The sequence below is a fragment of the Adhaeribacter soli genome (assembly GCF_008727925.1).
Taxonomy (GTDB): domain Bacteria; phylum Bacteroidota; class Bacteroidia; order Cytophagales; family Hymenobacteraceae; genus Adhaeribacter_A; species Adhaeribacter_A soli.
The window spans coordinates 416,103-439,417 of sequence record NZ_VTWT01000002.1 but is presented as its reverse complement, the minus strand read 5'-3'; the positions used below and the strand labels follow the sequence as shown (position 1 = coordinate 439,417).

The following is a 23,315-nucleotide window of genomic DNA, read 5'->3' as shown; positions in this document are numbered from 1 at the left end:
GCAGGAATGGGATGTTAGAGTAGGAGCAACTCTAACGCCTTACGAAGCCGTTAAAAGCGCTTTCTCCCGCGGGTTCTTCAGGCCCTGCTCCAGCTTCTTTACCGTTTCCTGAACCCGGGTTTGGCGGGTTTCCGGGCGTTTTGCCTCTGTAACCCAAACCACGTATTCCTTGCGGTTGGTGAACGACAATTTTTCGTAATTCCCGGCCGCAGTTTCGTTTTGGGCAAATGCTTCGGCAAGGTCTTCTGGTAACGTAATTACCCGCTTAACCGAATCGATGAAAGGATTGGCAGCCATGGGTTCGGAAGGCGTTTCGCGCAACGACCGGCGGCCTTTTACCGGTTTGTCGCCGGCCAGCCGGAAACTGAATGCCGACCATTTTTCATCCAGCGAAATTAAGCTTAGGGGTTGCCAGATCGTTTCGGGCATGCTTTCCCAACCTTTGTCGCGGGTAAGATCGGTCTGAATTTTTGAGGAACCTTTGTAATAAGCTACCCAGACAATTGCTTCGGCTGTGGCTCCTTGCTGCAAGATGGGCGCGAATTGCTCCAGTGTGGCTTTATCCGGCGCAAACACCAGTATAAAATCGTACTTGCCGTTAGCTTGCGTATCTACCGGGTTTTCCAGGGGAAAAAGCGTTTCCCAGGCATGTTCAGCATTTAATAAAAGCACTTTCTGATTCGCTTTCAGGCGAAGTTTTTTCAGCAGCGGGTTTTCAGCCATAAAATGTTTTTTTAAAAAGAAATCTTTCCTGAAGCAGCAGTTTCAGTTCGGTAATTAAAAATATGGGGGAAGCCGAAAAACAATTCCGCTGAAGGCAAGACCTGCCCTAAGCTACAAAAACGGAAGCACATCTAAAACAAAAAGCCCGTTCCGAAACAGAACAGGCTCTTTGCAAACTATGGGAAGTCTTAAATTATTTTCTTTTCTCCTTGATACGGGAAGCTTTACCGCTCAGGCCGCGCAGGTAGAACAGACGGGCACGACGTACCACACCTCTTCTTACTAATTCGATTTTCTCGATGTTTGGCGACAATAAAGGGAAAATTCTTTCCAGACCGATCTGGTTAGATACTTTACGCACAGTGAAAGTTTCGCCGTTGGTGTTTACATTTCTACGCTGAATAACCACGCCCTGGAACTGCTGGATTCTTTCTTTGTTGCCTTCACGGATCTTTACGTGAATGTTTACAGTATCGCCAGCTGAAAAATTTGGAATAGAGGCGCGTTTTTCGTTGAATTCTTCTTTAACTAAATCTAACAGTAGGCTCATGGCTCTTTATAGTATTAAATATTCTTTTCTGATTTCGGACTGCAAATATAAAAGAATGTTTGGAGTAAGACAAATGCAGTTCGTTAATTTTTCTTAAAACCTTAAAAATTAAGGCTTTAATCCTCCAAAAGGTCGGGCCGGCGGGTCTTTGTGCGGGCAATTGCCTGCTCGTGGCGCCAATCCTCAATTTTAGGCTGGTTGCCCGAAAGTAAAATTTCCGGCACTTTCAGCCCGTTATAATCGGCCGGGCGGGTATAAACCGGCGGCGCCAGCAACCCATCCTGGAAAGAATCGGTCAGGGCCGAAGATTCATCGTTGAGCACGCCGGGAATGATGCGGATAATGGCATCGGCCAGCACGGCAGCGCCCAGTTCCCCACCGGAAAGTACATAATCGCCGATGCTGATTTCGTGGGTGATAAACAGTTGCCGCACCCGTTCGTCCACGCCTTTGTAATGGCCGCACAAAATAATGATGTTGTTCAGTAGCGAAAACCGGTTTACAGCGGGCTGTTTCAGTAGTTCGCCGTCGGGCGTCATGTAGATCACCGCATCGTAATTGCGTTCCGCCTTCAGGCCCGAAATGCATTTATCGATCGGTTCGATCATCATTACCATGCCCGCACCGCCGCCAAACGCATAATCGTCTATCTGGCCGTGCTTGTTTATGGCAAACTTACGAAGGTCGTGCACGTGGATCTCGGCCAACTGGCGTTCCTGGGCACGTTTCAGAATGGAATGGGTAAAAAAGCTGGTCAGCAGGTCGGGCTGGCAACTGATAATATCGATCCGCATCGCTTATGCTTCTGTGTAATCTTCGTCGCCGTCAAATTCTTCTTCCTGACGGTTAGTAGGCTGGGTATAAACTTCAAGCAAACCTTCCGGCAATTTTACGAATAGCTTTTTAGCGGCTTTATCAGTTTTCAGGATAATTTCGTCGGCTACCGGAATCAACACTTCATGGCCGTTGTACATCATGGCCATCAGATCCTGGTTCGGCATTTCGTAAAAATCGGCTACCGTACCCAGTTCCCCTAAGGCTTCATCAATAATGGCATACCCGATTACTTCGTGAAAGTAGAACTGGTCTTCTTCCAGCTCCGGCAATTCGGTTAGCGGCAGGTAAAGGGCCGTTGATTTCAGCTTTTCGGCTTCCTGAATGGTATCCAGGTCTTCGAACTTAAGTATGAATTTTGCGCCGGCCAGCGGTTCGATCCGGTCAACAAAAAAAGGAACCAGTTTTCCGCCCATAAGGAGGAAAACTGATTCCAGTTCTTCGTAATCTTCCGGATAATCTACGTCGAAAAACGCAACTACCTGGCCTTTTACCCCATGCGTCCGGACGATATAGCCCAATTGAAAGCAATCATCTAACTTCATGGTAAGGGGTACTATTAAGCTTCTGTTTCAGTAGCTTCGCCTTCTGCAGCCGGAGCTTCTTCCGAAGTTTCAGCTTCTACAGCCGGAGCAGCAGCAGCTTCTGCTTTTTTACGAAGCGCTTCAGCACGGTCAGCGCTAACTTTCGCTTCAGCAGCTAAAGCAGCTTTACGAGCATCAGCTTTCTTCTGGCTTAAAGATTCTTTTTTGCCAGTGATCTTCGCTTCTTTGTTAGCTGTCCACTCTTCAAATTTGGCATCGGCCTGCTCTTGGGTAAGGGCGCCTTTGTTTACACCAATCTGTAAGTGTTTTTTGTAAAGAATACCACGGTAAGCCAGCATCGCCCGAACAGTATCGGTCGGCTCAGCACCTTTCATAACCCAGTCGAACGCTTTGTCCAGGCTGAAGTTAATGGTGGCAGGGTTGGTAAGCGGGTTGTAAGTACCCAGTTTCTCGATAAAGCGACCATCACGTGGTGCACGAGCATCAGCTACAACGATATCATACATTGCAGCTTTTTTGCGGCCTCTGCGGGCCAGTCTGATTTTAACAGCCATATTGGTTAACTAATTGTTAAGGCGACGGAACCCGTCCGTCTTTTTTGAGTGTGCAAAGGTACGTACTTATTCCGGAAATAAAAAGGGTAGGGAAAAGATAAGAAAAAGTAATTCAGCGGGTTTTGCGTAGCTTTGGGTTCTGAATAAGGAATTAAACCGGCCTGAATATGCCCGAAAGCGGAAAAAAAGTAGCCATTCTGCAATCCAGTTACATTCCCTGGAAAGGTTATTTCGACCTGATCAATTCCGTGGATGAATTTGTGCTGTACGATTGCGTGCAATACACCGATCGCGACTGGCGCAACCGGAATCGCATAAAAACGCCTAACGGTCTGCAATGGCTTACCATCCCGGTGCACGCCCCCTACCTGGAAAAATTATCGGTTTCGGAAGTAAAGGTGCTGAATCAGAAGCCTTTATGGCAGGAAAAGCATTGGAAAAGTCTGGTTGCAAACTACAGCAAAGCGCCTTATTTCGAACTTTATCGGCAGACGTTTGAGGACCTGTATTTAAAAACCGAATTTGAGTACCTGAGCCAGGTAAACGAAGCCTTCATTCAAACAATCTGCGATATCTTAGATATTAAAACCTGCATCCGGAACTGGCAGGAGTTTGAAATTTCCGGTGATAAAAACGAACGGCTGGTAAATATCTGTAAACAGGCCGGCGCTTCGGTTTATCTTTCCGGCCCGGCCGCACAGGCGTATTTAAAGGAGGAGGCTTTTGCAGCAGCCGGCATAAAGGTGGAATGGATGAATTATAACGGCTATCCGGATTACCCCCAGTTCTTTCCGCCGTTCGTGCACGAGGTAAGTATTCTGGATCTGCTTTTTCAAACCGGAGCGAACGCCAAAGATTATATGCTGAGTTTTTCCGGCCGGAATAATAACATTCGCAATAATAAGGTTAGTAACTGAGGGTAGGCAAGCTTTTTTGTCTGAACTAGGATTTATAGGATTAAATGATTCACATGATTTCTCGGCAAAAGAATTACTTCTGACACGAAGCGGATGAGAAAAAGAGAAGTTAAAAGTAGCCTGAATTGCTGCTTTAAGCTCAGTTTTGGTTTCAGAACTTTCACCGGGCTTTCAAATCAATGAGCAGATTCCGCCTCCTTTTAATTTGAATCGAATTGATACTTCTTCGAAATAAAATCCTGTCTATCTTATCAATCCTTAAAATCGTGTTCAGACAATCCTGGTACCGTAATGTATTTTAATTAATAGCCGGAATCGATTTTTTCTGCATTTTTGTACCGTTTCCACTTAACCTGAACTATGGCTGCACATGCTTCTTCTTTGCCGGTAATGTATTCGGTTGTGGTGGCAGTTTATAATTCTGTGGTTACCCTGCCTGAATTAGCATTGCGCATAGATAAGGTGCTGAAACTGGACCTGGGGCAAACCTACGAACTGATCTTTGTGAACGATGGCTCCATTAATCCGGAAACCATGCCTGCGCTGGAAAAATTGCAGGTGGAATATCCCGAAGTGAAAGTGGTGCAACTGGCCCGGAATTTCGGTCAGCATGCGGCTACATTGTGCGGCATCCGGTACGCTCAGGGGCAGTTTATTATTACCATAGACGACGACCTGCAGCATTTACCCGAAGAACTTCCCCAATTATTGGCCTTGCAGCAGTACGACGTGGTTTTTGCCAATTTCGAAGAACCTCAGCAGCCGTTTTTGCAAAGGATTGGCTCAAAACTGAAAGCCTGGCTCGATTGCCGCCTGTTTCAGAAACCAACTGCCGTTCAGTTTTCATCTTTCCGGTTAATTTCCCGGCCGGTAGCCGATTACCTCGCTACTTGCCAGGTGCCGTACCCATACCTGCCTGCCCTTATTTTACAGGCTACGAATAGTGTGGCAGCCGTAAAAGTTGCGCATGCTCCAAGGCCGGCCGGAAAGTCGGGTTATACGCTTGGCAAACAACTCGGTATTATCGGCAACATGCTAATTAACCATTCTACGGTACCTTTAAAAAGCATCAGTTTGTGTGGCATCTTAATAGCGGGTTTTAGTTTTATGGCCATGCTTTTTATTCTGCTCCGGAAATTCTTTGTGCAGGTAAACACCACCGGTTGGACCTCCCTGATCGTAACGCTGCTTTTTATTGGCGGCTTGCTGCTGCTGGCTGTGGGCATAATCGGCGAGTACCTGAGCCGCACATTAGCGGGCGTGGAAAAACGGCCCATGTACGTGGTTCGGAAAACAGCGGGTTTTAACCATGACTGAGTTTTTTATTACCGGCACCTACCGTTCCGGTACCACGCTGCTCGATAAAATCCTGCACAATCACCCAAAGGCATCCTGTTTATCGCAACCCACGCCGGCGCTTTTTCTGGAAACAAAGAAGGCCTTTCTGCAGAACCAGGGGCTACACATTCCTTATCAGGTCCACAACGATTATTTCCGGGAGAAAAGCTACCGGCCGGCAACGTTTACCCGTTTTTTAGAAGATTTTCATTTCAGGAAAGATTTACTGGAGCAGGTAAATGCCGGAAATTTAGCTTTCCACGCGCGAAGCCAGGGGTATACCAGCGTACTGCCACTTACCTTTAACCCGGAACTCACTTTCGCTGATTTTTACCGGCAGGTATTAATGAAAGCAAAAAACGGCGCAACAGCATCCGGCAGCAAAGAAGTGATCTGTGAAGAATTTTTGCCTTACCTGCTGCATCATAAAATTAAATGCCTGCTTATTCTACGCGACCCGCGGGATGTGATTGCTTCCACTTATTTTGGCAAAGGTCAGGAATTTGTGGGCTCGCCGCGTCCTTTTCTCTGGATCATCCGGAACTGGCGAAAATCGGTGGCTTTTGCCTTGGCCTTTTTGGATGAATCGGATTTACTGGTACTCCGCTACGAAGACCTGATCCGGCAACCTGTAGAAATGTTGGCTGCCCTTTCCGGCCATTTGACGCTCGACCAATTTCCTGCCGATTTCCTTCAAAAACCCTTACTCCACCAAAGCGGGCAGATCTGGAAAAGCAACTCTTCGCACGAATCCGCTTCCGTATTATCTCCGGATTCGGCAGGCAGTTACCGGAAGGTCCTTCCAAAGGATTTACAAAACTTCATAGAAACGGTGTGTTTTCCGGAAATGAAAGTACTGGGGTACGATCCTGAAATTTCAGCGCCGGACTTTGATCTGATCCGCAATTTTAAAGAGCCTTTCCCGATTACCCGCCCCGGCATAGATGCGCTTTTTTCCGAACGGGAGGAAGAAAAGAATGCCGAAATAAAGCGGTTAGCACTCTGGCAAAACCCGGAACAGGCTTCAACAGCGCTTCAGCAGGAATATTTTATTTTTGAAAAGGCTCATCGGCTGCTTCGCGAAAGGAGGGAACTATCCTTTTTATGAACGAAAAATGCTATGAATCTGGTGAAAGAAACACAACCTTTCCCGTACAGGAAAGGTTTTAAGTAGCCGGACTAGAATAATCGTATAATTTGAAAGCAACTTTCATTTTGTAATATCCTGAAATTAAGTTATTTGTATATTTTTTGGTCTTGATACTAATATCCAGATACCAATATCTTTTTACTTAATTTAAGGCTGAAAAAAGATTCAAATGCGGTAAGGAATTTATTCGAGCAATAATCAGCATTCAGATAGGTGCAGATTATTATTTGCAAAGAAAAAAGGATCTGATAATAGACTCCTGCTTACCATTTTTAAGGTATCGCACTTCTATTGCCAGCCTGTCGCCCGGAGCAAGCTTGCTTTTTTGGGCGGCTTGGTTCCGGGTAGTTTTTCCGGCAGGAGAAGTTGAACCACCTTCCTGGATCCAGGAATAAAGATCAAAGTTTTGTAACTCCTTCACAGAAGTAAAGCTGGTATTAGCAATTGGCTTTTTGTTGACAACCTGAAAAATATCGATCTTGGTTACTGAATCTACCCCTGAAGTAACTGAAAGCTTATTTTTGAAGTCCGCCAGTTTAAAACAACGTTCAGGGTTATTGGAGTCAGTCCCTGGTTTTCCGCCCAGGTAAATAGTTGATTCATTTTTCTGTTGGGCATAGCTTAGACCAGTAATGATTAAGAAGCTAACCAGGAGTAACGATTTTTTCATCTTGTTTACTTTGTGTCTGAGTAATAGAATGTTATGCTGCTAAAGGTAATGATTAATTTAAATCCTGCAAAAGCTGTTAAAAAGTAAAGCCTTCCCCGTACAGGAAAGGCTTTACTTTTTAATTATCGGCTTACACTTAAGCCCGGGCTTTTTTCATCTTAATAATGCCCAGCTTGTCCAGGGTCCAGATTACCGGATACGTTGGGTCTACTTCCCACCATCTCACGCCGAAGTTAACGCGGTTAGGTAGTTTGTGGTGGTTATTCTGGAAAAGCTCGCCGCCGGTCAGGAAATCGAAGAACAGCGAATTTTTGGATTTGTCGTTGTTGTCGAAGTTCTGGTAGCCGTATTTGTGGCCGCTCCAGTTTACGATTGCTCCGTGGATCGGCCCCATCAGGAAGTGGAATGGCAGCAACAGGTACAAATACCACATATCGGCCGGCACGAACATTACATAAAACGCAATGTAGAACAAGCCCCAGCTTACGCGGCTCCAGTACGTATCACCAAAACTTTCCAGTGCATTCCATTCCGGGTAATTGCCGTCGAAGCGTTCTTCCGGCTTCACCCGGTGCCGCAATACATCGTTGTAAATGTTCTTGGTTTGCCACATCATGCTGAAGGCATTGGTATAGTAATGCGGCGAATGCGGGTCTTTGGCGGTATCGGAAAAAGCGTGGTGCATGCGGTGCAGAATGGCATAAGCCCGCGGCGAAAGGAAAGAGGAACCCTGGCAAACGTAGGTGAAGAAAAAGAAGAATTTCTCCCAGAACGGGTTCATAGTAAACATTTTATGCGCGGCATAGCGGTGCAGGTAAAATGTCTGCACAAACAACGAAAGGTACCAGTGTACCACAAAAAAGATAAGAATGATCATTCAGAAAAGGGTAAAGTTGTCGCGGAAAAAAGTATTGCCACCTTGGGTCTGAAACACCGGCAGCAGCAAATCGTTCACAAAATTACAAGCTGCACAGAAACTTTAAAAACGCAATCCCTTATTTTCCGAGAAAATGACAAAAATCATTTTTTTGCAAGCTTCCTGAAAATGAAGCTTTTCCGATTCATCTGGCTTAAAAGTCATTCCGGAAAGTTTTCCAGGGAACTGCATTAGGAAGGGGCGCTTTAATCTTTATAGAAGTTTTCTGTACCGGGTGCTCAAATTCCAGCTGGTACGCGTGCAGGGCAATGCGTTTATCGGGCAGCAAGGCCGGTGCACCATATTTTACATCACCCGCGATCGGGCTGTTTTGCGAAGCCAGCTGCACCCTGATCTGGTGCGGCCGGCCGGTTACCGGATTCACCTGAATAAGGTAAAAATTTTCCCGTTGGGCCAGCAATTTATAGCTAAGTTCCGCCCGTTGGCTGCCGGGTTTTTCGGACGTAAAGGCTTTGGTAATATTCTTCACCGGATCTTTCACCAGCCAATGCACCAGTCGGGCTTCCTGTTGCCGGGGCCGCCGGAGCGAAAGTGCCAGATAGGTTTTTATGGTTTTGTTGCTCCGGAAAAGCTCGTTCATGCGGGCCAATGCTTTCGACGTTTTGGCTAGCACAACTACGCCACTCACGGGCCGGTCGAGCCGGTGCACTACGCCTACAAATATATTTCCGGGTTTGTTGTACTTCTCACGGAGATATTCTTTTGCCAGGTCCGGAAGGGTAAGGTCGCCGGTGGCATCGCCCTGCACCAGTAAACCGGCCGGTTTGTTCACCACCAGCAAATGGTTGTCTTCGTACAGTACGTCCAGCATTTTTTACCAGTGATTAGTGATTAATGAATAGTGATTAGTTTTCTTCTTCGGGTTGCTCCGGTGGCAGAGTTTCAGCTTCTGGTTCTTTGTAGCTTTCCGGTTTTTCGGGTAGTTCACCTAAGGCTGTGAATTCATCCTTCCGGTCGTTGAAGAGCAGCCATTCGTATTTTTTGGCAACTACATAAAACGAGGTTTTCGGCAACTGGCTCAGTACTTTTTGAATAGGCCGAATGTATCCCTGAAAAAGCCAGAGTTTCTGTTCCTGAGCTGAATCAGGCAGGAGCAGCCAGAATATCTCATTAACCGGCAGCAGCTCATCCAGGTATTCATACGGCTCGAAGGTTTGGGATTTAATAACCTGTTGCTTCCCTTTAAAGTGTTCCGGCCACTCCAGCGGACTCAGATCCGATCGGGTTTTCATCACAAATCGGCTCTCGATCCTTTTCTGGATAGCCGGCCAGTCAATAAAAGGCCCCACCGTAAACTGCTCACGCGAAAGGTTCAGCGACCGGGCCAACCCAATAATCCGCTCCCGAAAAGTAGCCATGCTTTTTTTAGTGATTAATGATTAGTGAATAGTGATTAGTAATACGGAGAAACCCGAAATAGAAGTTAGAATCAGCTTCCAAACTAAAACTACCTACTATGTAAAGCGCTACGCTAACTTTACGCACAACGGTAGCCAGCCCTACGAAATACTAATCACTAATCATTATTCACTAACCATTAATACGCTTCCTTCTCGTTCGGAAAATCGCGGTTCTTTACGTCGGCAATGTAGTTGGTAACCGCATCGGTCATGATGGTGTGCAGGTCGGCGTAGGTACGGAGGAATCTTGGTTTGAATTCTTTGTTGATGCCCAGCATGTCGTGCGCTACCAGCACCTGCCCGTCTACGTGCGGGCCGGCGCCAATGCCAATAATTGGAATGGAGAGCGTTTTGGCAACACGTTTGGCTAAGGAAGAAGGAATTTTTTCCAGTACAATGGCAAAGCAGCCAAGTTCCTGCAGCAAAAGCGCATCTTCCACCAGTTTGTTGGCTTCTGCTTCTTCTTTGGCCCGTACGTTATAGGTTCCGAATTTATAGATCGATTGCGGCGTTAAACCTAAATGGCCCATAACCGGAATGCCCGCGCTCAGGATCCGGATAACCGAATCTTTAATTTCCGAGCCGCCTTCCAGCTTGATGCCGTGTCCGCCCGATTCTTTCATGATCCGGATAGCTGAACGCAAGGCTTCGGAAGAATTTCCCTGGTACGAACCGAACGGCATATCTACAACCACAAAAGACCGCTTAATGCCCCTAACTACCGATTGCGCATGGTAGATCATCTGGTCCAGCGTAATAGGCAGGGTGGTTTCGTGCCCGGCCATAACGTTACTGGCCGAATCGCCGACCAGCAGCACATCGATCCCGGCGCTGTCAAAGATCTGGGCCATGGAAAAATCGTAGGCCGTAAGCATGGAAATTTTTTCGCCCCGCTGCTTCATGGTTTGCAGCTGGTGCGTGGTAATGCGTTTTACTTCTTTCTGAACCGACATAAAAACAGGGTTAAGCTCTGCCAAAGGTATAAAAAGAAAACTGCAAAATTAACCTGCCGGCCAGCCTGATTTAAAACTTGCATTCCAATATTTCAGGAACCTAGTACATAGTCAAGTTAATTTTTAGCAAGTGGGATTACAAATCCCGTCAAGCAAATTCCAGTAATTAACTTGACAGTGTACTAAGCTTATTCTTGATAAAAAAAGAGCGCTCCATAAAGGTAAAATTGTAGGGGCTCTTTTGTTCGCCGTTGTTGCGTGGTTTCACCATAGCAGTGAGGCTAAGCCAGTTTATTGCGTCATCCCGAACACAAGTGAGTGCGGGAGCGCGAAACTTGCGAGCGTAGCTCTTGAGGGAACTATCGCATACCGAACCGAGTGAAAGGCATTTTTTGCTACGCTCAAATGCCATAGTAGTATGTATAAGTTCCCTCGGCTTCGCTCGGGATGACCGGCTTTTGCCTTCAACCTGCTTTTTCGATAATTACTTCTTTATAAAGCACGAAACAATGTTTATTCAAATATAAAGCACGAAACAATATTTATTCAAAATTCCGAATATCCATTGCCGTTGACTAAAGTCAACGGAATAAAAAAGCCACCCGGAAAGGTGGCTTTAAATGGTAGGTTTTCAGCTAAAAAACTAGCGGTTGTAATACGTCTGGTTCCGGCTGATCTTCAGGTCGCGGAGAATAGAAGATTTTACGTTTATATTTACGTAATACCCCTGGGTAAACCCAAACGGCGTCCAGCCGATGCTCATTTCCCAGCAATGCAGGTCGCGGTAAATATCGATGCGGGTAACGGTAATGTCCTTGTTCTGAAGATCGTAGCCCGTGGTGTATTGTACTTTCCATTTTTCCGTGGGGTTTACCGAACCGCGTACCGTCAGGTTTTTGGTGGTAACGTTGTTGCGGCTACTTTCCGGCAAATACCTTGGGTTGGTGTACGAAGCATTAAAACCTAAAAAGAGGGTCCATTTAATATCGAAATCCACGTAAACCGGCAGGTTATTGGCTTGTTCGAAGGAAGTGGGTTGCGGGTTCCGGCCGAGCGGATAAGCATTGGCGCTTTCCCGCTTTTCCCGTTTCCAGTTCTCCGGGTTCAGGTCGGTGCTCAGGTCGAGGGTGGCATTGGTAAAACGCGCTATCTGAAAGCCGCCCCGGCTGATCTCGAAGCGGTTTATCCGCGTAAAGTTGTTTTCCGGGTCTATCTGATAAGGGTCATAGATCAAACTCAGATAAACATTCAGCCGGTTCAGTAAATTCGTGTTCAGGCCGATCTGGATCAGGTTCAGGTTCAGCGAGTCGGCGGCAAAGTTGTAGGAAGTGGAAAGGTTCAGGTTATCAAGCAGGCTTCGCTTCTCAAAGGTGCTGGCCGTATCGCCGCCGGTCCGTACTTTCATTTCCACCGAGTTCCGAAGGTTAAAGCCTAAGTTGCTTTGTCGGGTAGCGCCGGACGGCTGAAAAATAAAGCCTTGGTAACGGGAACGCAGTTCGTAACGGCCGTTCGGATCGGTCTGCACGTTCTGGTAAAACCCGAAATTCGGCGACTGGAAGTTCGGCGAGAAACTGTAAACAAACGAAGGGTTTATGGTATGGCGTATCGCCTCTATCTTCCGGCCCTTAACGTTATAAATACCGAAGATCTGGGTGCTCAAGCTGGCGCCGGCCGAGTAATCGTAAAAGCGGCTGAACCGGTTCAGGGTATCGATGCGCAGCGTATCGTTCACAAAACGGTAGTTCAAACGCTGTAAAAGCCAGCCCTCGTTGTAGGTAACGCTTGGCGAGAAGTTCAGGTATTTCAGCACTTTGTAACTTCCCAGCGAGATATTAAAGTTGTGCCTGGCCCCGTTCTGCCCGTTGCTCAGGATCCGCCCCAGGTTGGCAGCAATGTCTTTCAGCGTATCGCCGGCCACCACGTTGGAAAACTGGTTCCGGATGTCGCTCCGGTAGGTAAAGTATACCTGGTTGGTTATTTCCTCGTACCAGGCGCCGCGCGGCACATCACTTAAAAATCGTAAGGGATAAATGCTGTTCGTTCCCAGGGAAATCTCCGGGAAGTTCACGTTCATTACCTGCGTTTGTACGTTCTGGGTCTGGCTGGCCGCAATCGAATAGTTGAACGGCGAATTCGGAATAGACCTTTCGTAGCGGACCGAAGACTGAAACGTAGAAGCCAGGTATTGCCCCAGGTCGGTGGCGTTTACTTTATTGTGGCTGAAACTTGAAATGTTTACGTTAGCCGAAAAGCGACCGCCGCCCGGCCTCGGGATCGGGGTATGGTACCAGATAAGCTGAAACGTGCGCTGCTCCGGCCGGATAAATCTGCCGGGGCCGACAGAAGCAGTCGTATCCAGCACCAGCTCGGGGGCCGGAAAATAATCGTAGTTAAAGTTGAAACCGCCGGAATACCGGTACCGCTTAAAATAATCGGCCTGGGTAGAAAGCCCGTAGCCGCCCAAAGAGTAAATATCGCCCAGGAACTTTACCCCGATGTAATCATTTACGGCCCAGTAATAGCCACCCTGGCGCAGGTAAAAGCCCCGCTCGCGGGTTTCGCCAAAGGTTGGAATAATTACGCCGGAACCTCTTTTTTTAGGAGTAGGGAATAAGCCGAATAAAAAGCCCAGTGGGGTAGGAACATCGCCAACCCAGAGGTTGAATGGCCCGGTAACCACCCGTTTGCCCGGTTCCACTTTCATTTTATTCGCATTAATAAAGAAGTGAGGGTGCTTCAGATCGCAGGTAGTGTACTGGGCGTTGCGGCCGAATAATTCGTTTTCCGCGTTCTTCTTTACTACTTCGGCGTGAATAAAGCCTTCGCCCTGCCGCGTTACTGCGCCCGTGATCTTGCCTCGTTTACTTTTATAATTGTAGGCAATTTTCTCGGCCTGGTATTCCTGTTCGGCATCTTTAAAATAAGGCGTACCAATAAGCTTGCCGGTAGAATCGGGCACGCCGTTTGCGTAAAGCGTACTCGTTTCCCAGTTTATCTGGATCTGCTCGGCTTCCAGCGAAGTGGCGCCATAAACGATCTTGGCCGTGCCATATAAATACATGGTTTTCTGGGCCACATCGAAGCGAATGGAATCGCGGGCATTGTAGTTAATGGTGGTTTCGATATCGCCTTTAGCAGTAGTGCCAAGCCGCAGGGTATCCTGGTTTTGGGCAAGGGTATCTACTGACAAAGCAGCAGCCGGAGCTTGATTTTGTGCTGCCTGAGTTGGGGATGCTGGTGTAGCCGGAGTTGCTGCAGGCGGCTTTTGGGGCATACGGGTGCCTTTTTTTACCTGTGCGCATAGCGTTTCCGGGCGCATCAGCAAAGCCAGCGCCAGCAGGAGGAGGCCGAAAATGTGGACGAGCTTATTCAGGGTTTGGTAAAATTTTGCTTATTTTGTACAAAGTTAGAGGATTAGCTTTTAAGTAACGCACGTTGTGAAAAATATTGTCGTTGTTCCGTTTTTAGCAGTTTTATTTGTTTTTGCTTCTTTTACCGGATCAGGGCGGAAAGAGTTCAGGTTGCGCACCGTAGTAATTGATGCAGGCCACGGCGGGAAAGACCCCGGCTGCAACGGCCTGGTATCGAAAGAAGCGGAGATCGCCCTGAAAGTGGCGCTGGAACTGGGCCGCCAGATCGAAAACCACCTGCCGGACGTAAAAGTTATTTATACCCGCAAAGACGATTCCTTTGTGGAACTGATCGACCGGGCTGGCCTTGCCAATAAGAACCGGGCCGATCTCTTTATTTCCATTCACTGCAATTCCGGCCCGTCGTCCGCCTTTGGCACCGAAACCTATTGCATGGGGTTGCATACTTCCGAAGGCAACCTGAAAGTGGCCAAACGCGAAAACGCCGTAATTTTAAAGGAAGAGAACTACAAGGAAAAATATAACGGTTTCGACCCGAGTTCGCCGCAAAGCCACATTATGTTTGCCCTTTACCAAAGCGCTTACATGGAAAACAGCCTGCGCTTTGCCCAAAAGGTAGAGCACCAGTTTAAGCACAAAGTTGGCCGGAGCAGCCGGGGCGTAAAACAGGCCGGGCTGCTGGTGCTCTGGAAATCGGCCATGCCGAGCGCCCTGATAGAAATTGGATTTTTAACGAACCGCAACGAAGAAAAATACCTCAACGATAAGACCAATCAGACGTATATGGCTTCAGGTATATATAAGGCTTTCAAGGAGTATAAAGAAGAACTCGAAGCCATGAATTAATTTAAGCAAACGCATAAGTGAAGATTTCCAAAGAAGTTAAAGTTGCCCTTTTGGGTGTTGCGGCGGCCGTCGCGTTATATCTTGGTTTTACATTTTTAAAAGGAAGCGACATCTTTTCCAAAACCCGGACCTTTTATGCCGTTTACGATTCGGTAGATGGTTTAACTATTTCCAATCCGGTATTACTGAACGGCGTAAAAGTGGGAATTGTGCAGGATGTGCAGCTCATTCCGGAAAGAAAGAACCAGATCGTGGTAACCATGGATGTCGATAAAAAAATTGACATCGGCGATTCTACGGTAGCCAACCTTTCCAGCTCCTCTATTTTAGGCGGCAAAGCCATTACCTTGGTTATGGGCGCCAACGCCAAGCGCTACGAAGGCGGCGATACGCTGATCTCGTTCGTAGAGACAAGCATTACCGACATGCTCACCGCCAAAGCCATGCCGCTGGTAGGCCGGGTAGATTCTACCTTGCTCAAGATAAACGAGTTCTTCGACAAGGATGCCAAGAAAAGCCTGCAGGCTACTATGCTCAATGCCCAGGCCTCTACCGAAGCCATGAAGAACATCCTGATCATGAACCAGCGGAACCTGAACGAGATTACCACCAACCTGAGCGAGCTTACTCACAACCTGAAAAGCACCCAGCGTAAATTCGACAAACTGGCCGGCAACCTGGCTACCATTTCCGATACGCTGAAAGCTTCCGAATTAAACGAAACGATCCGGAATATGAACGCCACCGTAGCGGAGGCGCAAATGGCCGTGAAGAAGTTCAACCAAAACACCGGCACCCTGGGCAAGCTCATGAACGACGATTCGCTTTACAACAACCTCAACAGCACCGCCCGCAACATGGATGCCCTGATGGTAGACCTGAAAGCCAATCCGAAACGGTACGTCCATTTCTCGGTTTTCGGCAAATCGGCCGGCAGCGGCGATACCAAGGTTAAAAAGGCCAATGTAGTAAATACCAAAGGCTCCGGCGAAGTAAAAATAAAAGAAGCCGAAAACGTGAACAGGAAGTAACCGGAAATACCCTTCACCGAAACGCTATGCTTCTTAGGTAAAAAGCATAGCGTTTTTGCTTTTTAAAGCCTGTTTGTCTGAACACGATTTTAAGGATTATTAAGATAGACAGGATTGTATTTCGCTTAAAAATTACCCGGACGCGGCGAGGAATAAAGGAAGGGAAGTTATATTAAGTCGTAAATACCGGATTCCTTAAGATTAAAATTTTGGCAGAAGGTTATAGCGCAAGCGTCCGCTTGTGCTTTCTAACAGCAGACCAGGTAATTATGTAAGCACAAGCGGACGCCATATCCTGTCCCATAACATTCCTGAAACAACCATTTAATCCCTCATATTGGATAAAGTCCCCCTTCGGAGGGGGAGAGGGGGAGGTTCACGCATTCCTGATAAAAAACAAATACTGTAAAATCCTCCCCCTTGCCCCCTACAAAGGGGGACATGCAATAACCAACTTCAGCTTTTCAATAATTATCGTTTTTCCCAGAAAAGTTATGGGACAGGCAGCCGCTTGCACTATATCAAATAAGGGAAGTTGCTAAATATGCTTTGGTATTAAAATAGCCGAACCTGCTAAAACTTGTACAGTTTTCATTGCAAACCCTGCACAAGCTTTTATTAGCAATTTCCTTTTTGACTACCCCTGGTACCTGGATTTTAATTCTTTCCCGAAATATAATCCTGTCTATCTAATTAATCCTTTCGTGTTCAGACAATCCGGCTTGCGTAACGGCTGGTATCCAACAGCTTCCGGTAGCAAAAAACAGCCTTACTTCACCACCTCGATCCAGCCATTGTAAGTTTTTCCGGATTCTTTGTTTCGGAGCAGGTAGTAGTAGGTAGCCGCAGGAATATCCTGTTCCGGCCACTGGTTTGTGTAGTTGCTATTCTGGTAGATGCGGCTTCCCCAGCGGTTATAGATCTCCAGCTGCCAGGTTCCGGGTTCCAGTCCTTTGGGTTCGAAGCGGTCGTTTTGATTGTCGTTGTTGGGCGTGATGAGGTTAGGAATGAAAGCAGTGCAGTAGCAGCGTTCTTCTTTTACATTTACCGAACCGGTGTAGAAGCAATTCTCACCCATTCCTACGTTTACTTTGTAGGTTCCCGGCTGGCTGACGGTGATGGTTTGGGAAGTCTGGCCGTTGCTCCACTTGTAGCTCTTTCCTTGCGGAGCTTTTAACTGAATGCTTTCGCCGGAGCAAAGCAGGGTATCGGCTGGCAGGAGCCTGGCAGGAAGGGGAAGGAGCGTGATCTGCACCGAATCGCGGAGGGTTGCGCAGGCTGTAGTTACATCTACCCAGTAAATACCGGAAGATCTGGCTTCAAAAACAACATTGCTGCTGCCATCCTGCCACTTATAGCTAATCGCATCCGGATGCTGTCCGTTTATCACAAACCTGCTTTGCAAGCAGAGGATCGTGTCTTTAGGTAGCCATTTGGTAATGGAAGGACTTCTAAAATATACCGTAACCGAATCCCGCCAGCTACCGCAACTGTTGCTTATTTCAGCCCAGTACGTACCGGCTTTGGTAACGGTAAAGACCGTATCGGTGCTGCCATCCTGCCAGCGAATATTGCCGCCGCGGGTGCTTACCTGCAACTGCAACTGTTCACCGGGGCAGAGCAGCGTATCTGCTCCTAAGTTTATAGGCGGAGTAGGAATGAGCGTCAGGTTTATAGAATCTCTAACGGTAGTGCAGGCTGTGGTAACTTCGAGCCAGTAGGTGCCGGAAACGGTAGCTGTAAAGGAAGATAAAGTGCTGCCGTCCTGCCATTTGTAGCTGACCGCATCGGGATGAGTGCCGTTAATGGTGTATTGCGTCTGTTTGCAGAGGGTAAGATCGTTAGGCAACCAGGTAGCAGCAGGAACAGGCCGGTAGCTGACGTTAATGGAATCGCGCCAGGAGCCGCAGGCATTGCTGAGCTGGGCCCAATACGTTCCGGGTTGAGTAACGGTAATGCTGTTTCCGGTAGTGGAATCGGACCAGAGCACGGCAGCGCCGTTGGCATTTACCTGCAGCTGCAGTTGCTCTCCGGGGCAAAGTAAGGTATCTGCTCCCAGACTTAAACTCAGCGGCTGATCGAAGGTGATAGTAACCGAATCAGTACGCACGCCGCAACCGTTGCTTACCTGTACCCAATACGTGCCGGGCTTTGTAACCACGTAAACCGAATCGGTATTGATAGAATCCTGCCACTCGTAGGTAGCTCCGGACTGGAAAGCACGCAAAAGCAGCGTATCGCCGGGGCAGAGGCCGCGGTCAGGACCCAGGTTGGGCTTGGTAATACTAACCGGAATGTAGATGGTCTGGTTAAGCGTATCGGAAGTGAAGTTGAAGTGCACAATGGCCTGTACCTGCTTAGGGCCGGGCGTGGCGTAGAAGTGTTTCGGGTTAAAAGCCGTGCTCTTATTCAAAGCCCCGGAAGCCGGATCGCCGAAGTCCCAGCGCACCGAATCTACGTAGGCATTGTTGCTGAGCTGGAAGCGGGCCGTGTCGCCGAAGCAGGTTTGTTGCAGGTCGATTTTCGGCCGGTAAAAGTAGCTTTGGATGAAGGTGGGAAGAAAGAAGCCGCTTTGAATATTACCAATATTTAATGGATTGAGGTTAAAACCATTTAAAATGAAGCGGCAAGCTAGGCCCTTTAGATTTGGGCGGTTAATAACATTTAAAAAGCCTTGCTGGTTTGTTGTCATGTATATTTTGCCATCCGGTCCTACTTGCATGTAACCAGGCACATTCAAATATGCGAAGTGGTGTATGACTACTGCACTGTTAGCGATATCGGTTATTGTTCCCGCTTCCAGATCAAACTGCAAAAGATCCGGAAATCTGGCTGGACCTGTAAGCCCACTATTTTCCCGAATGCAGTATAACTTTGTTCCATCCGGGGAGAATTCAATTGTAGATAATCCCCGGTTAGAAGGCAAATTGCCTTTATCTGTTACAATTCCTGTTGAAGCATCAAAATTTAAAAGCTGGATGCCGTTATTAGGTGAATTATAATCTGTGAAAGCGATTGTTTTGCCATCAGGAGAAACTTTTAATCGCATATCGATAGAAGTTCTGGCCAAAGCAGGTATACGACTGACTACTGGTATTACATTTAGCCCGGCAGGTGAAATAAGATGAGCTTCAAAGATATGTACGGAATCAAGCTGATTTATTAACCAGAAGTCACGGTTATTTCGATGCTGGGCACCTATAAAATCTGAACCTGCAAAATTTGCAAAAGGAATATTTAAAGAAGTTACACCACCTAAACCATTGTTTAAGCTCATGTCAATGACCGAATAATTTTTATTTCCCGGACTTGAAAATGCATGACTGTCAAAAACAAAGTATTTTGATGGTTGAGCAGGCCATGGAAATATCAATGTGTTATTCCATGTTTGATGATAACCTATACTATTAGCCATTGGCTGATGATTCTTATTCCAGATAAAAGCTCCGCTTGAGCCTGGTAGTACATAATTGTACCCTGTATAAAAAAGAAGATTTCCATTGGCATCAGACATGGATGCATTACCTAAACCGTGAGTTGTTTGGCCACCATACACAGCGCGAGGAGGATTATAATTGAAGTTTATGCCGGCACCAGCACCAAAAAACCAGTTATTAGCTTCTTTCTGGGCTTGGGTTGGAAAGCTGAACAAGCTTAAATTGCAGATTAGAAGTAGCAGGTATTTTGAAATATGCCTGGGAAGTAAAGCTGTTTTCATGCGCGTGAGATAAGAAATAACACTGCTAAATTAATCCTTTTTCCTGAACAGCAATAAACAACTTGTTATTTATTGCAGAAACTAAGCTTACCTCACCAGAAGAAGAGTTGCTCTGAAGACTGGCTATTTCAGTATCGGATTTTCAGGGGGTAGGTTTGTGATCTAAGCCTTTCATAGTAGGAAGTTTATAGACCTTTGTTTACCAGGCATGGGCGAACCACCAACTGACTGCCGCTTCAAATTTCTTTTTATTTAAGAAGCCTTGTTCATTGTCCCCCGACCAACGGTTCAGGTAATTCAGGAAAGTAATTGATTGTGGAATGAAGCGGCCCCGCTTTTTAGGGGAGAAGAAGCTTAAACGAAAGGAAAATTCCGGATTAGCAGCAAAAATGAGTTTCCGGCCAAGGTACCGGCTGCCATTCCCAAATTTTAGTAACTTTGTCCGCTTGCTCTGCGGGGCAGTACAATGCTTTTCATTCCTCATTCTTCTCGTTCATGGATATCGAATTCAATAAAAATGAAGATGCGCTGAAACAACTCAGCTTCCAGTTAAAAACCAAACTCAAGAAAATTTACCTGGGTGGGGGCGAAAGCCGCATCAAAGCCCAGCACGCCAAAGGCAAACTTACCGCCCGCGAACGCATCGATTATTTAATAGACGATGAATCGGAATTCCTGGAAGTGGGCGCTTTTGCCGGCGAAGGCATGTACAAGGAATACGGAGGCTGCCCGAGCGGCGGCGTGGTTACCGGCATCGGTTACGTAAAAGGCCGTCAGTGCATGATCGTGGCCAACGATGCTACCGTGAAAGCCGGCGCCTGGTTCCCGATCACGGCCAAGAAAAACCTCCGCGCCCAGGAAATTGCCATGGAAAACAAGCTGCCGATCATTTACCTGGTAGACAGCGCCGGCGTTTTCCTGCCGATGCAGGACGAGATCTTCCCCGATAAAGAACACTTCGGCCGCATGTTCCGCAACAATGCCATTATGAGCTCCATGGGCATTATTCAGATATCGGCCGTTATGGGAAGTTGCGTAGCCGGCGGGGCGTACCTGCCAATTATGAGCGACGAAGCCATGATCGTAGACCAGACCGGTTCTATCTTCCTGGCGGGTTCTTACCTGGTAAAAGCCGCCATCGGCGAAACCATCGATAACGAAACCTTAGGCGGCGCCACTACCCACTCCGAAATTTCCGGCGTTACCGACTATAAATTTGCCAACGACCAGGAATGCCTGGATGCCATCCGCAACATCTTCGATAAAATCGGCGACTACGACAAAGCCGGTTATAACCGCGCTACGCCGGCCTCGCCGAAGCTCGACGAAAAAGAGATCTATGGCCTCATGCCCGTAGACCGCGTGAAGCCTTACGATGTAATGGACATCATCAACCGCCTGGTAGATAATTCCGAATTCGAGCCTTACAAAGACCTTTACGGCCAAACCCTGGTTTGCGGCTTAGCTAGAATAGACGGTTGGGCAGTAGGGATTGTGGCCAACCAGCGCAAGATCGTGAAAAGCAAAAAAGGCGAAATGCAAATGGGCGGCGTAATTTATTCCGACTCCGCCGACAAAGCAGCCCGCTTCATCATGAACTGCAACCAGAAGAAAATTCCTTTGGTGTTCCTGCAGGACGTATCCGGCTTTATGGTGGGCTCCAAATCGGAGCACGGCGGCATTATAAAGGACGGCGCCAAAATGGTAAATGCCATGGCCAATTCGGTAGTTCCTAAATTCACGATCCTGATCGGGAATTCTTACGGTGCCGGTAACTACGCCATGTGCGGAAAAGCCTACGACCCGCGTTTGATCTACGCCTGGCCAACCGCACAACTGGCCGTAATGAGCGGCGCGGCAGCGGCTAATACGCTGCTTCAGATTCAGGTTGCCTCTTTAAAAGCCAAAGGCGAAGAAATTACCCCGGAGGCCGAAAAAGAACTTTTAGATAGAATAACGGCCAGTTACAACGAACAGCTATCGCCATACTACGCCGCTGCAAGATTATGGGTAGACGGTATCATCGATCCACTGGAAACCCGCAAGGTAATTTCCATGGGCATAGAAGCCGCCAACCACGCCCCAATCGAAAAGCCGTTCAACGTAGGGGTAATTCAAACTTAATTAATGATTAATGAATAATGATTAATGTTTAATAGCCGCAATAAACAAAGGTTCGTACAAAGCGATTTAAGGTTTGCTTATGACGGACAATGTGATCAAATCCAAATCATATGCTTTTGCGTTGCGTATTGTTAAGCTCTATAAACATTTATCAGCCGAAAAGCGAGAGTTTGTGTTATCAAAGCAATTATTGCGAAGCGGTACTTCCATTGGGGCAAATGTAACAGAAGCGGTAGGTGGAATTACCAAAGCTGATTTTTCAGCAAAACTTTCGATAGCCTATAAAGAAGCGCTTGAAACCGAATATTGGTTACAGTTATTAAAAGATTCAGGCTTTCTGGATGAAAATGCCTTTAACTCCATTTTTAAGGATTGCGTAGAATTGAGCAAAATACTCTTTACCATTTTAAAAACAACCGGAAGAATCAGAAATGCTGACTAATAAAGAAGTGTATTCTCCCGGTTATTAAACATTAATCATTAAACATTAATCATTAAATTGACAAACAAGGAAATAAAAGCCCTGATCTCGCTGCTGGAAGACGATGACCCGGAAGTGGTGGCGCATGTATCGGCCCAGATCAATAGTTTAGGCGAAACCATTATCCCGTTCCTGGAAGAAGCCTGGGAGGAAAGCCTGAACCCGGACTTTCAGAAGAAAATGGAAGACCTGATCCATGACCTGCAGTTCGATAGTTTGCGCAACCGACTGAAAGCCTGGAAAGAAGAAGGCGCTACCGATCTGCTGAAGGGGATGTGGCTGGTAAATACGTTCCAGTATCCGGATGTCGAATTTGCCAGCATAACCAAAACCATTGAGCAAATTTATTACGAAGCCTGGCTGCACGTAAAGCCGGAAATGCACCCTTACGACCAGGTAAAAGCGCTGAACTACGCCCTGTTCAAGGTGTATAAGTTTTCGGCCAACACCGTTAATTTTCATGCCCCGGCCAACTCCATGCTGCATTTGGTGCTGGAAAGCCGGCGCGGGAACCCGCTTACGTTGTGCGTAATTTATTTAACCATTGCCCAGAAACTAGGCTTACCGGTTTACGGGGTGAATCTGCCGAACCTTTTTATTCTAACTTTCAAGCATCCGGTAGTAGAGCAGTTTTACATTAACGTGTACAACAAAGGCTTAATGCTAACCAAGGCCGACATCGATAATTACCTGCTGCAACTGAACCTGAACCCGGTAGATATTTTCTATCAGCCGGCTGATAACCTGGCCATTGTGCAGCGGGCCCTGCGGAACCTGGCCTTTTCCTTCGAAAAGCTCAGCGATCTGGAAAAAGCCACCGAAGTAACCAAACTGCTCGACGCCATTACCGACGAAAAAGACAACCTGAATGCCGGCGAAGAGGAGGATGAAGAGGAAGAAGGCGAAGAATAAAATGCTATCAGTCTGAATAGAAATAGCCGCTCCAGGATCGCTGCAGCGGCTTTTTTATTGGAAAGAATACCGTTTGAAATGAATGCTATTCAGGAAATTGAAAAAGGTAGATATTTCGTTACGCAAGCAGGAGAAAAGTCCCCCTTTGGAGGGGGTAGGGGGAGGAATTTTCGTTATTTGATTTTAAAAATGATCAGATAAATCTCCTGTCCTCCCCCAACCCCCTCCAAAGGGGGACTTCAAAAAAACTTACGTAACGTC

General features: G+C 47.1%; 20 protein-coding genes. 8 read left to right on the top strand and 12 right to left on the bottom strand.

Translation table 11 applies throughout. The features are described 5' to 3' along the window. Positions 1-39: 39 nt before the first annotated feature. The 5 genes from F0P94_RS05265 to F0P94_RS05245 form a co-directional block, all read right to left on the bottom strand. Positions 40-723: a YdeI/OmpD-associated family protein gene (locus F0P94_RS05265; protein WP_150902766.1), complete on the bottom strand. Its 684-nt coding sequence runs from the start codon at positions 721-723 to the stop codon at positions 40-42. A 193-nt stretch (positions 724-916) separates the two neighbouring features. Further along, the gene (gene rplS, locus F0P94_RS05260; RefSeq protein ID WP_150902765.1) at positions 917-1,273 is read right to left on the bottom strand and encodes a 50S ribosomal protein L19; all 357 of its coding nucleotides are present in this window, start codon (positions 1,271-1,273) and stop codon (positions 917-919) included. A 116-nt stretch (positions 1,274-1,389) separates the two neighbouring features. After that, entirely contained in the window at positions 1,390-2,067 is a 678-nt protein-coding gene (gene trmD, locus F0P94_RS05255; RefSeq protein ID WP_150902764.1) for a tRNA (guanosine(37)-N1)-methyltransferase TrmD, read from the bottom strand. Positions 2,068-2,070: 3 nt separating this feature from the next. Then, complete coding sequence (gene rimM / locus F0P94_RS05250) at positions 2,071-2,652, bottom strand: ribosome maturation factor RimM (RefSeq protein ID WP_150902763.1); 582 nt, start codon at positions 2,650-2,652, stop codon at positions 2,071-2,073. Positions 2,653-2,666: 14 nt separating this feature from the next. Beyond that, positions 2,667-3,206 carry a 30S ribosomal protein S16 gene (locus tag F0P94_RS05245; protein ID WP_150902762.1) on the bottom strand — a complete coding sequence of 180 codons (540 nt, stop codon included), beginning with the start codon at positions 3,204-3,206 and terminating at the stop codon, positions 2,667-2,669. 167 nt (positions 3,207-3,373) lie between these two features. Here F0P94_RS05245 and F0P94_RS05240 point away from each other — a divergent pair, with 167 nt between their 5' ends. From F0P94_RS05240 to F0P94_RS05230, 3 genes are all read left to right on the top strand, one after another. Further along, a complete protein-coding gene (locus F0P94_RS05240) occupies positions 3,374-4,123 on the top strand; it encodes a WbqC family protein (RefSeq protein WP_150902761.1) in 750 nt (249 codons plus the stop codon). 360 nt (positions 4,124-4,483) lie between these two features. Then, positions 4,484-5,440: a glycosyltransferase family 2 protein gene (locus F0P94_RS05235; protein WP_150902760.1), complete on the top strand. Its 957-nt coding sequence runs from the start codon at positions 4,484-4,486 to the stop codon at positions 5,438-5,440. Next, positions 5,433-6,569, top strand: a complete 1,137-nt coding sequence (locus F0P94_RS05230; RefSeq protein WP_150902759.1) for a sulfotransferase — start codon at positions 5,433-5,435, stop codon at positions 6,567-6,569. The genes F0P94_RS05235 and F0P94_RS05230 overlap by 8 nt, the downstream gene beginning before the upstream one ends. A gap of 265 nt (positions 6,570-6,834) precedes the next feature. On the opposite strand, the gene F0P94_RS05225 is transcribed toward F0P94_RS05230, so the two are convergent. From F0P94_RS05225 to F0P94_RS05200, 6 genes are all read right to left on the bottom strand, one after another. Next, positions 6,835-7,281 (bottom strand): hypothetical protein, encoded by a 447-nt coding sequence (locus tag F0P94_RS05225; protein WP_150902758.1) that lies wholly within the window; start codon positions 7,279-7,281, stop codon positions 6,835-6,837. Positions 7,282-7,417: 136 nt separating this feature from the next. Continuing rightward, positions 7,418-8,158 (bottom strand): acyl-CoA desaturase, encoded by a 741-nt coding sequence (locus F0P94_RS05220; protein ID WP_150902757.1) that lies wholly within the window; start codon positions 8,156-8,158, stop codon positions 7,418-7,420. A 193-nt stretch (positions 8,159-8,351) separates the two neighbouring features. Further along, complete coding sequence (locus F0P94_RS05215; protein WP_150902756.1) at positions 8,352-9,029, bottom strand: RluA family pseudouridine synthase; 678 nt, start codon at positions 9,027-9,029, stop codon at positions 8,352-8,354. A gap of 34 nt (positions 9,030-9,063) precedes the next feature. Continuing rightward, a complete protein-coding gene (locus F0P94_RS05210; protein WP_150902755.1) occupies positions 9,064-9,576 on the bottom strand; it encodes a DUF6756 family protein in 513 nt (170 codons plus the stop codon). Positions 9,577-9,755: 179 nt separating this feature from the next. Further along, positions 9,756-10,571 carry a 3-methyl-2-oxobutanoate hydroxymethyltransferase gene (gene panB / locus F0P94_RS05205; protein WP_150902754.1) on the bottom strand — a complete coding sequence of 272 codons (816 nt, stop codon included), beginning with the start codon at positions 10,569-10,571 and terminating at the stop codon, positions 9,756-9,758. Between the two features lie 643 nt (positions 10,572-11,214). Then, positions 11,215-13,845, bottom strand: coding sequence for a putative LPS assembly protein LptD (locus F0P94_RS05200; protein ID WP_150902753.1), 2,631 nt, complete (start codon positions 13,843-13,845; stop codon positions 11,215-11,217). 163 nt (positions 13,846-14,008) lie between these two features. Here F0P94_RS05200 and F0P94_RS05195 point away from each other — a divergent pair, with 163 nt between their 5' ends. Then, on the top strand, positions 14,009-14,788 hold the full coding sequence (locus F0P94_RS05195; protein ID WP_150902752.1) for an N-acetylmuramoyl-L-alanine amidase family protein: 780 nt from the start codon (positions 14,009-14,011) through the stop codon (positions 14,786-14,788). Positions 14,789-14,805: 17 nt separating this feature from the next. Next, positions 14,806-15,819, top strand: coding sequence for an MlaD family protein (locus F0P94_RS05190; RefSeq protein WP_150902751.1), 1,014 nt, complete (start codon positions 14,806-14,808; stop codon positions 15,817-15,819). A gap of 769 nt (positions 15,820-16,588) precedes the next feature. Here the strand turns inward: F0P94_RS05190 and F0P94_RS05185 are convergent. Next, the gene (locus F0P94_RS05185; protein WP_191906924.1) at positions 16,589-18,541 is read right to left on the bottom strand and encodes a T9SS type B sorting domain-containing protein; all 1,953 of its coding nucleotides are present in this window, start codon (positions 18,539-18,541) and stop codon (positions 16,589-16,591) included. 1,491 nt (positions 18,542-20,032) lie between these two features. Between F0P94_RS05185 and F0P94_RS05180 the strand changes: the two genes are divergently transcribed. The 3 genes from F0P94_RS05180 (at position 20,033) to F0P94_RS05170 (ending at position 23,054) form a co-directional block, all read left to right on the top strand. Then, positions 20,033-21,661, top strand: a complete 1,629-nt coding sequence (locus tag F0P94_RS05180) for an acyl-CoA carboxylase subunit beta (protein WP_150902969.1) — start codon at positions 20,033-20,035, stop codon at positions 21,659-21,661. Positions 21,662-21,740: 79 nt separating this feature from the next. Beyond that, positions 21,741-22,103, top strand: coding sequence for a four helix bundle protein (locus tag F0P94_RS05175; RefSeq protein ID WP_150902749.1), 363 nt, complete (start codon positions 21,741-21,743; stop codon positions 22,101-22,103). Positions 22,104-22,160: 57 nt separating this feature from the next. Beyond that, positions 22,161-23,054: a transglutaminase-like domain-containing protein gene (locus F0P94_RS05170; protein ID WP_150902748.1), complete on the top strand. Its 894-nt coding sequence runs from the start codon at positions 22,161-22,163 to the stop codon at positions 23,052-23,054. The last annotated feature ends 261 nt before the right edge of the window (positions 23,055-23,315 follow it).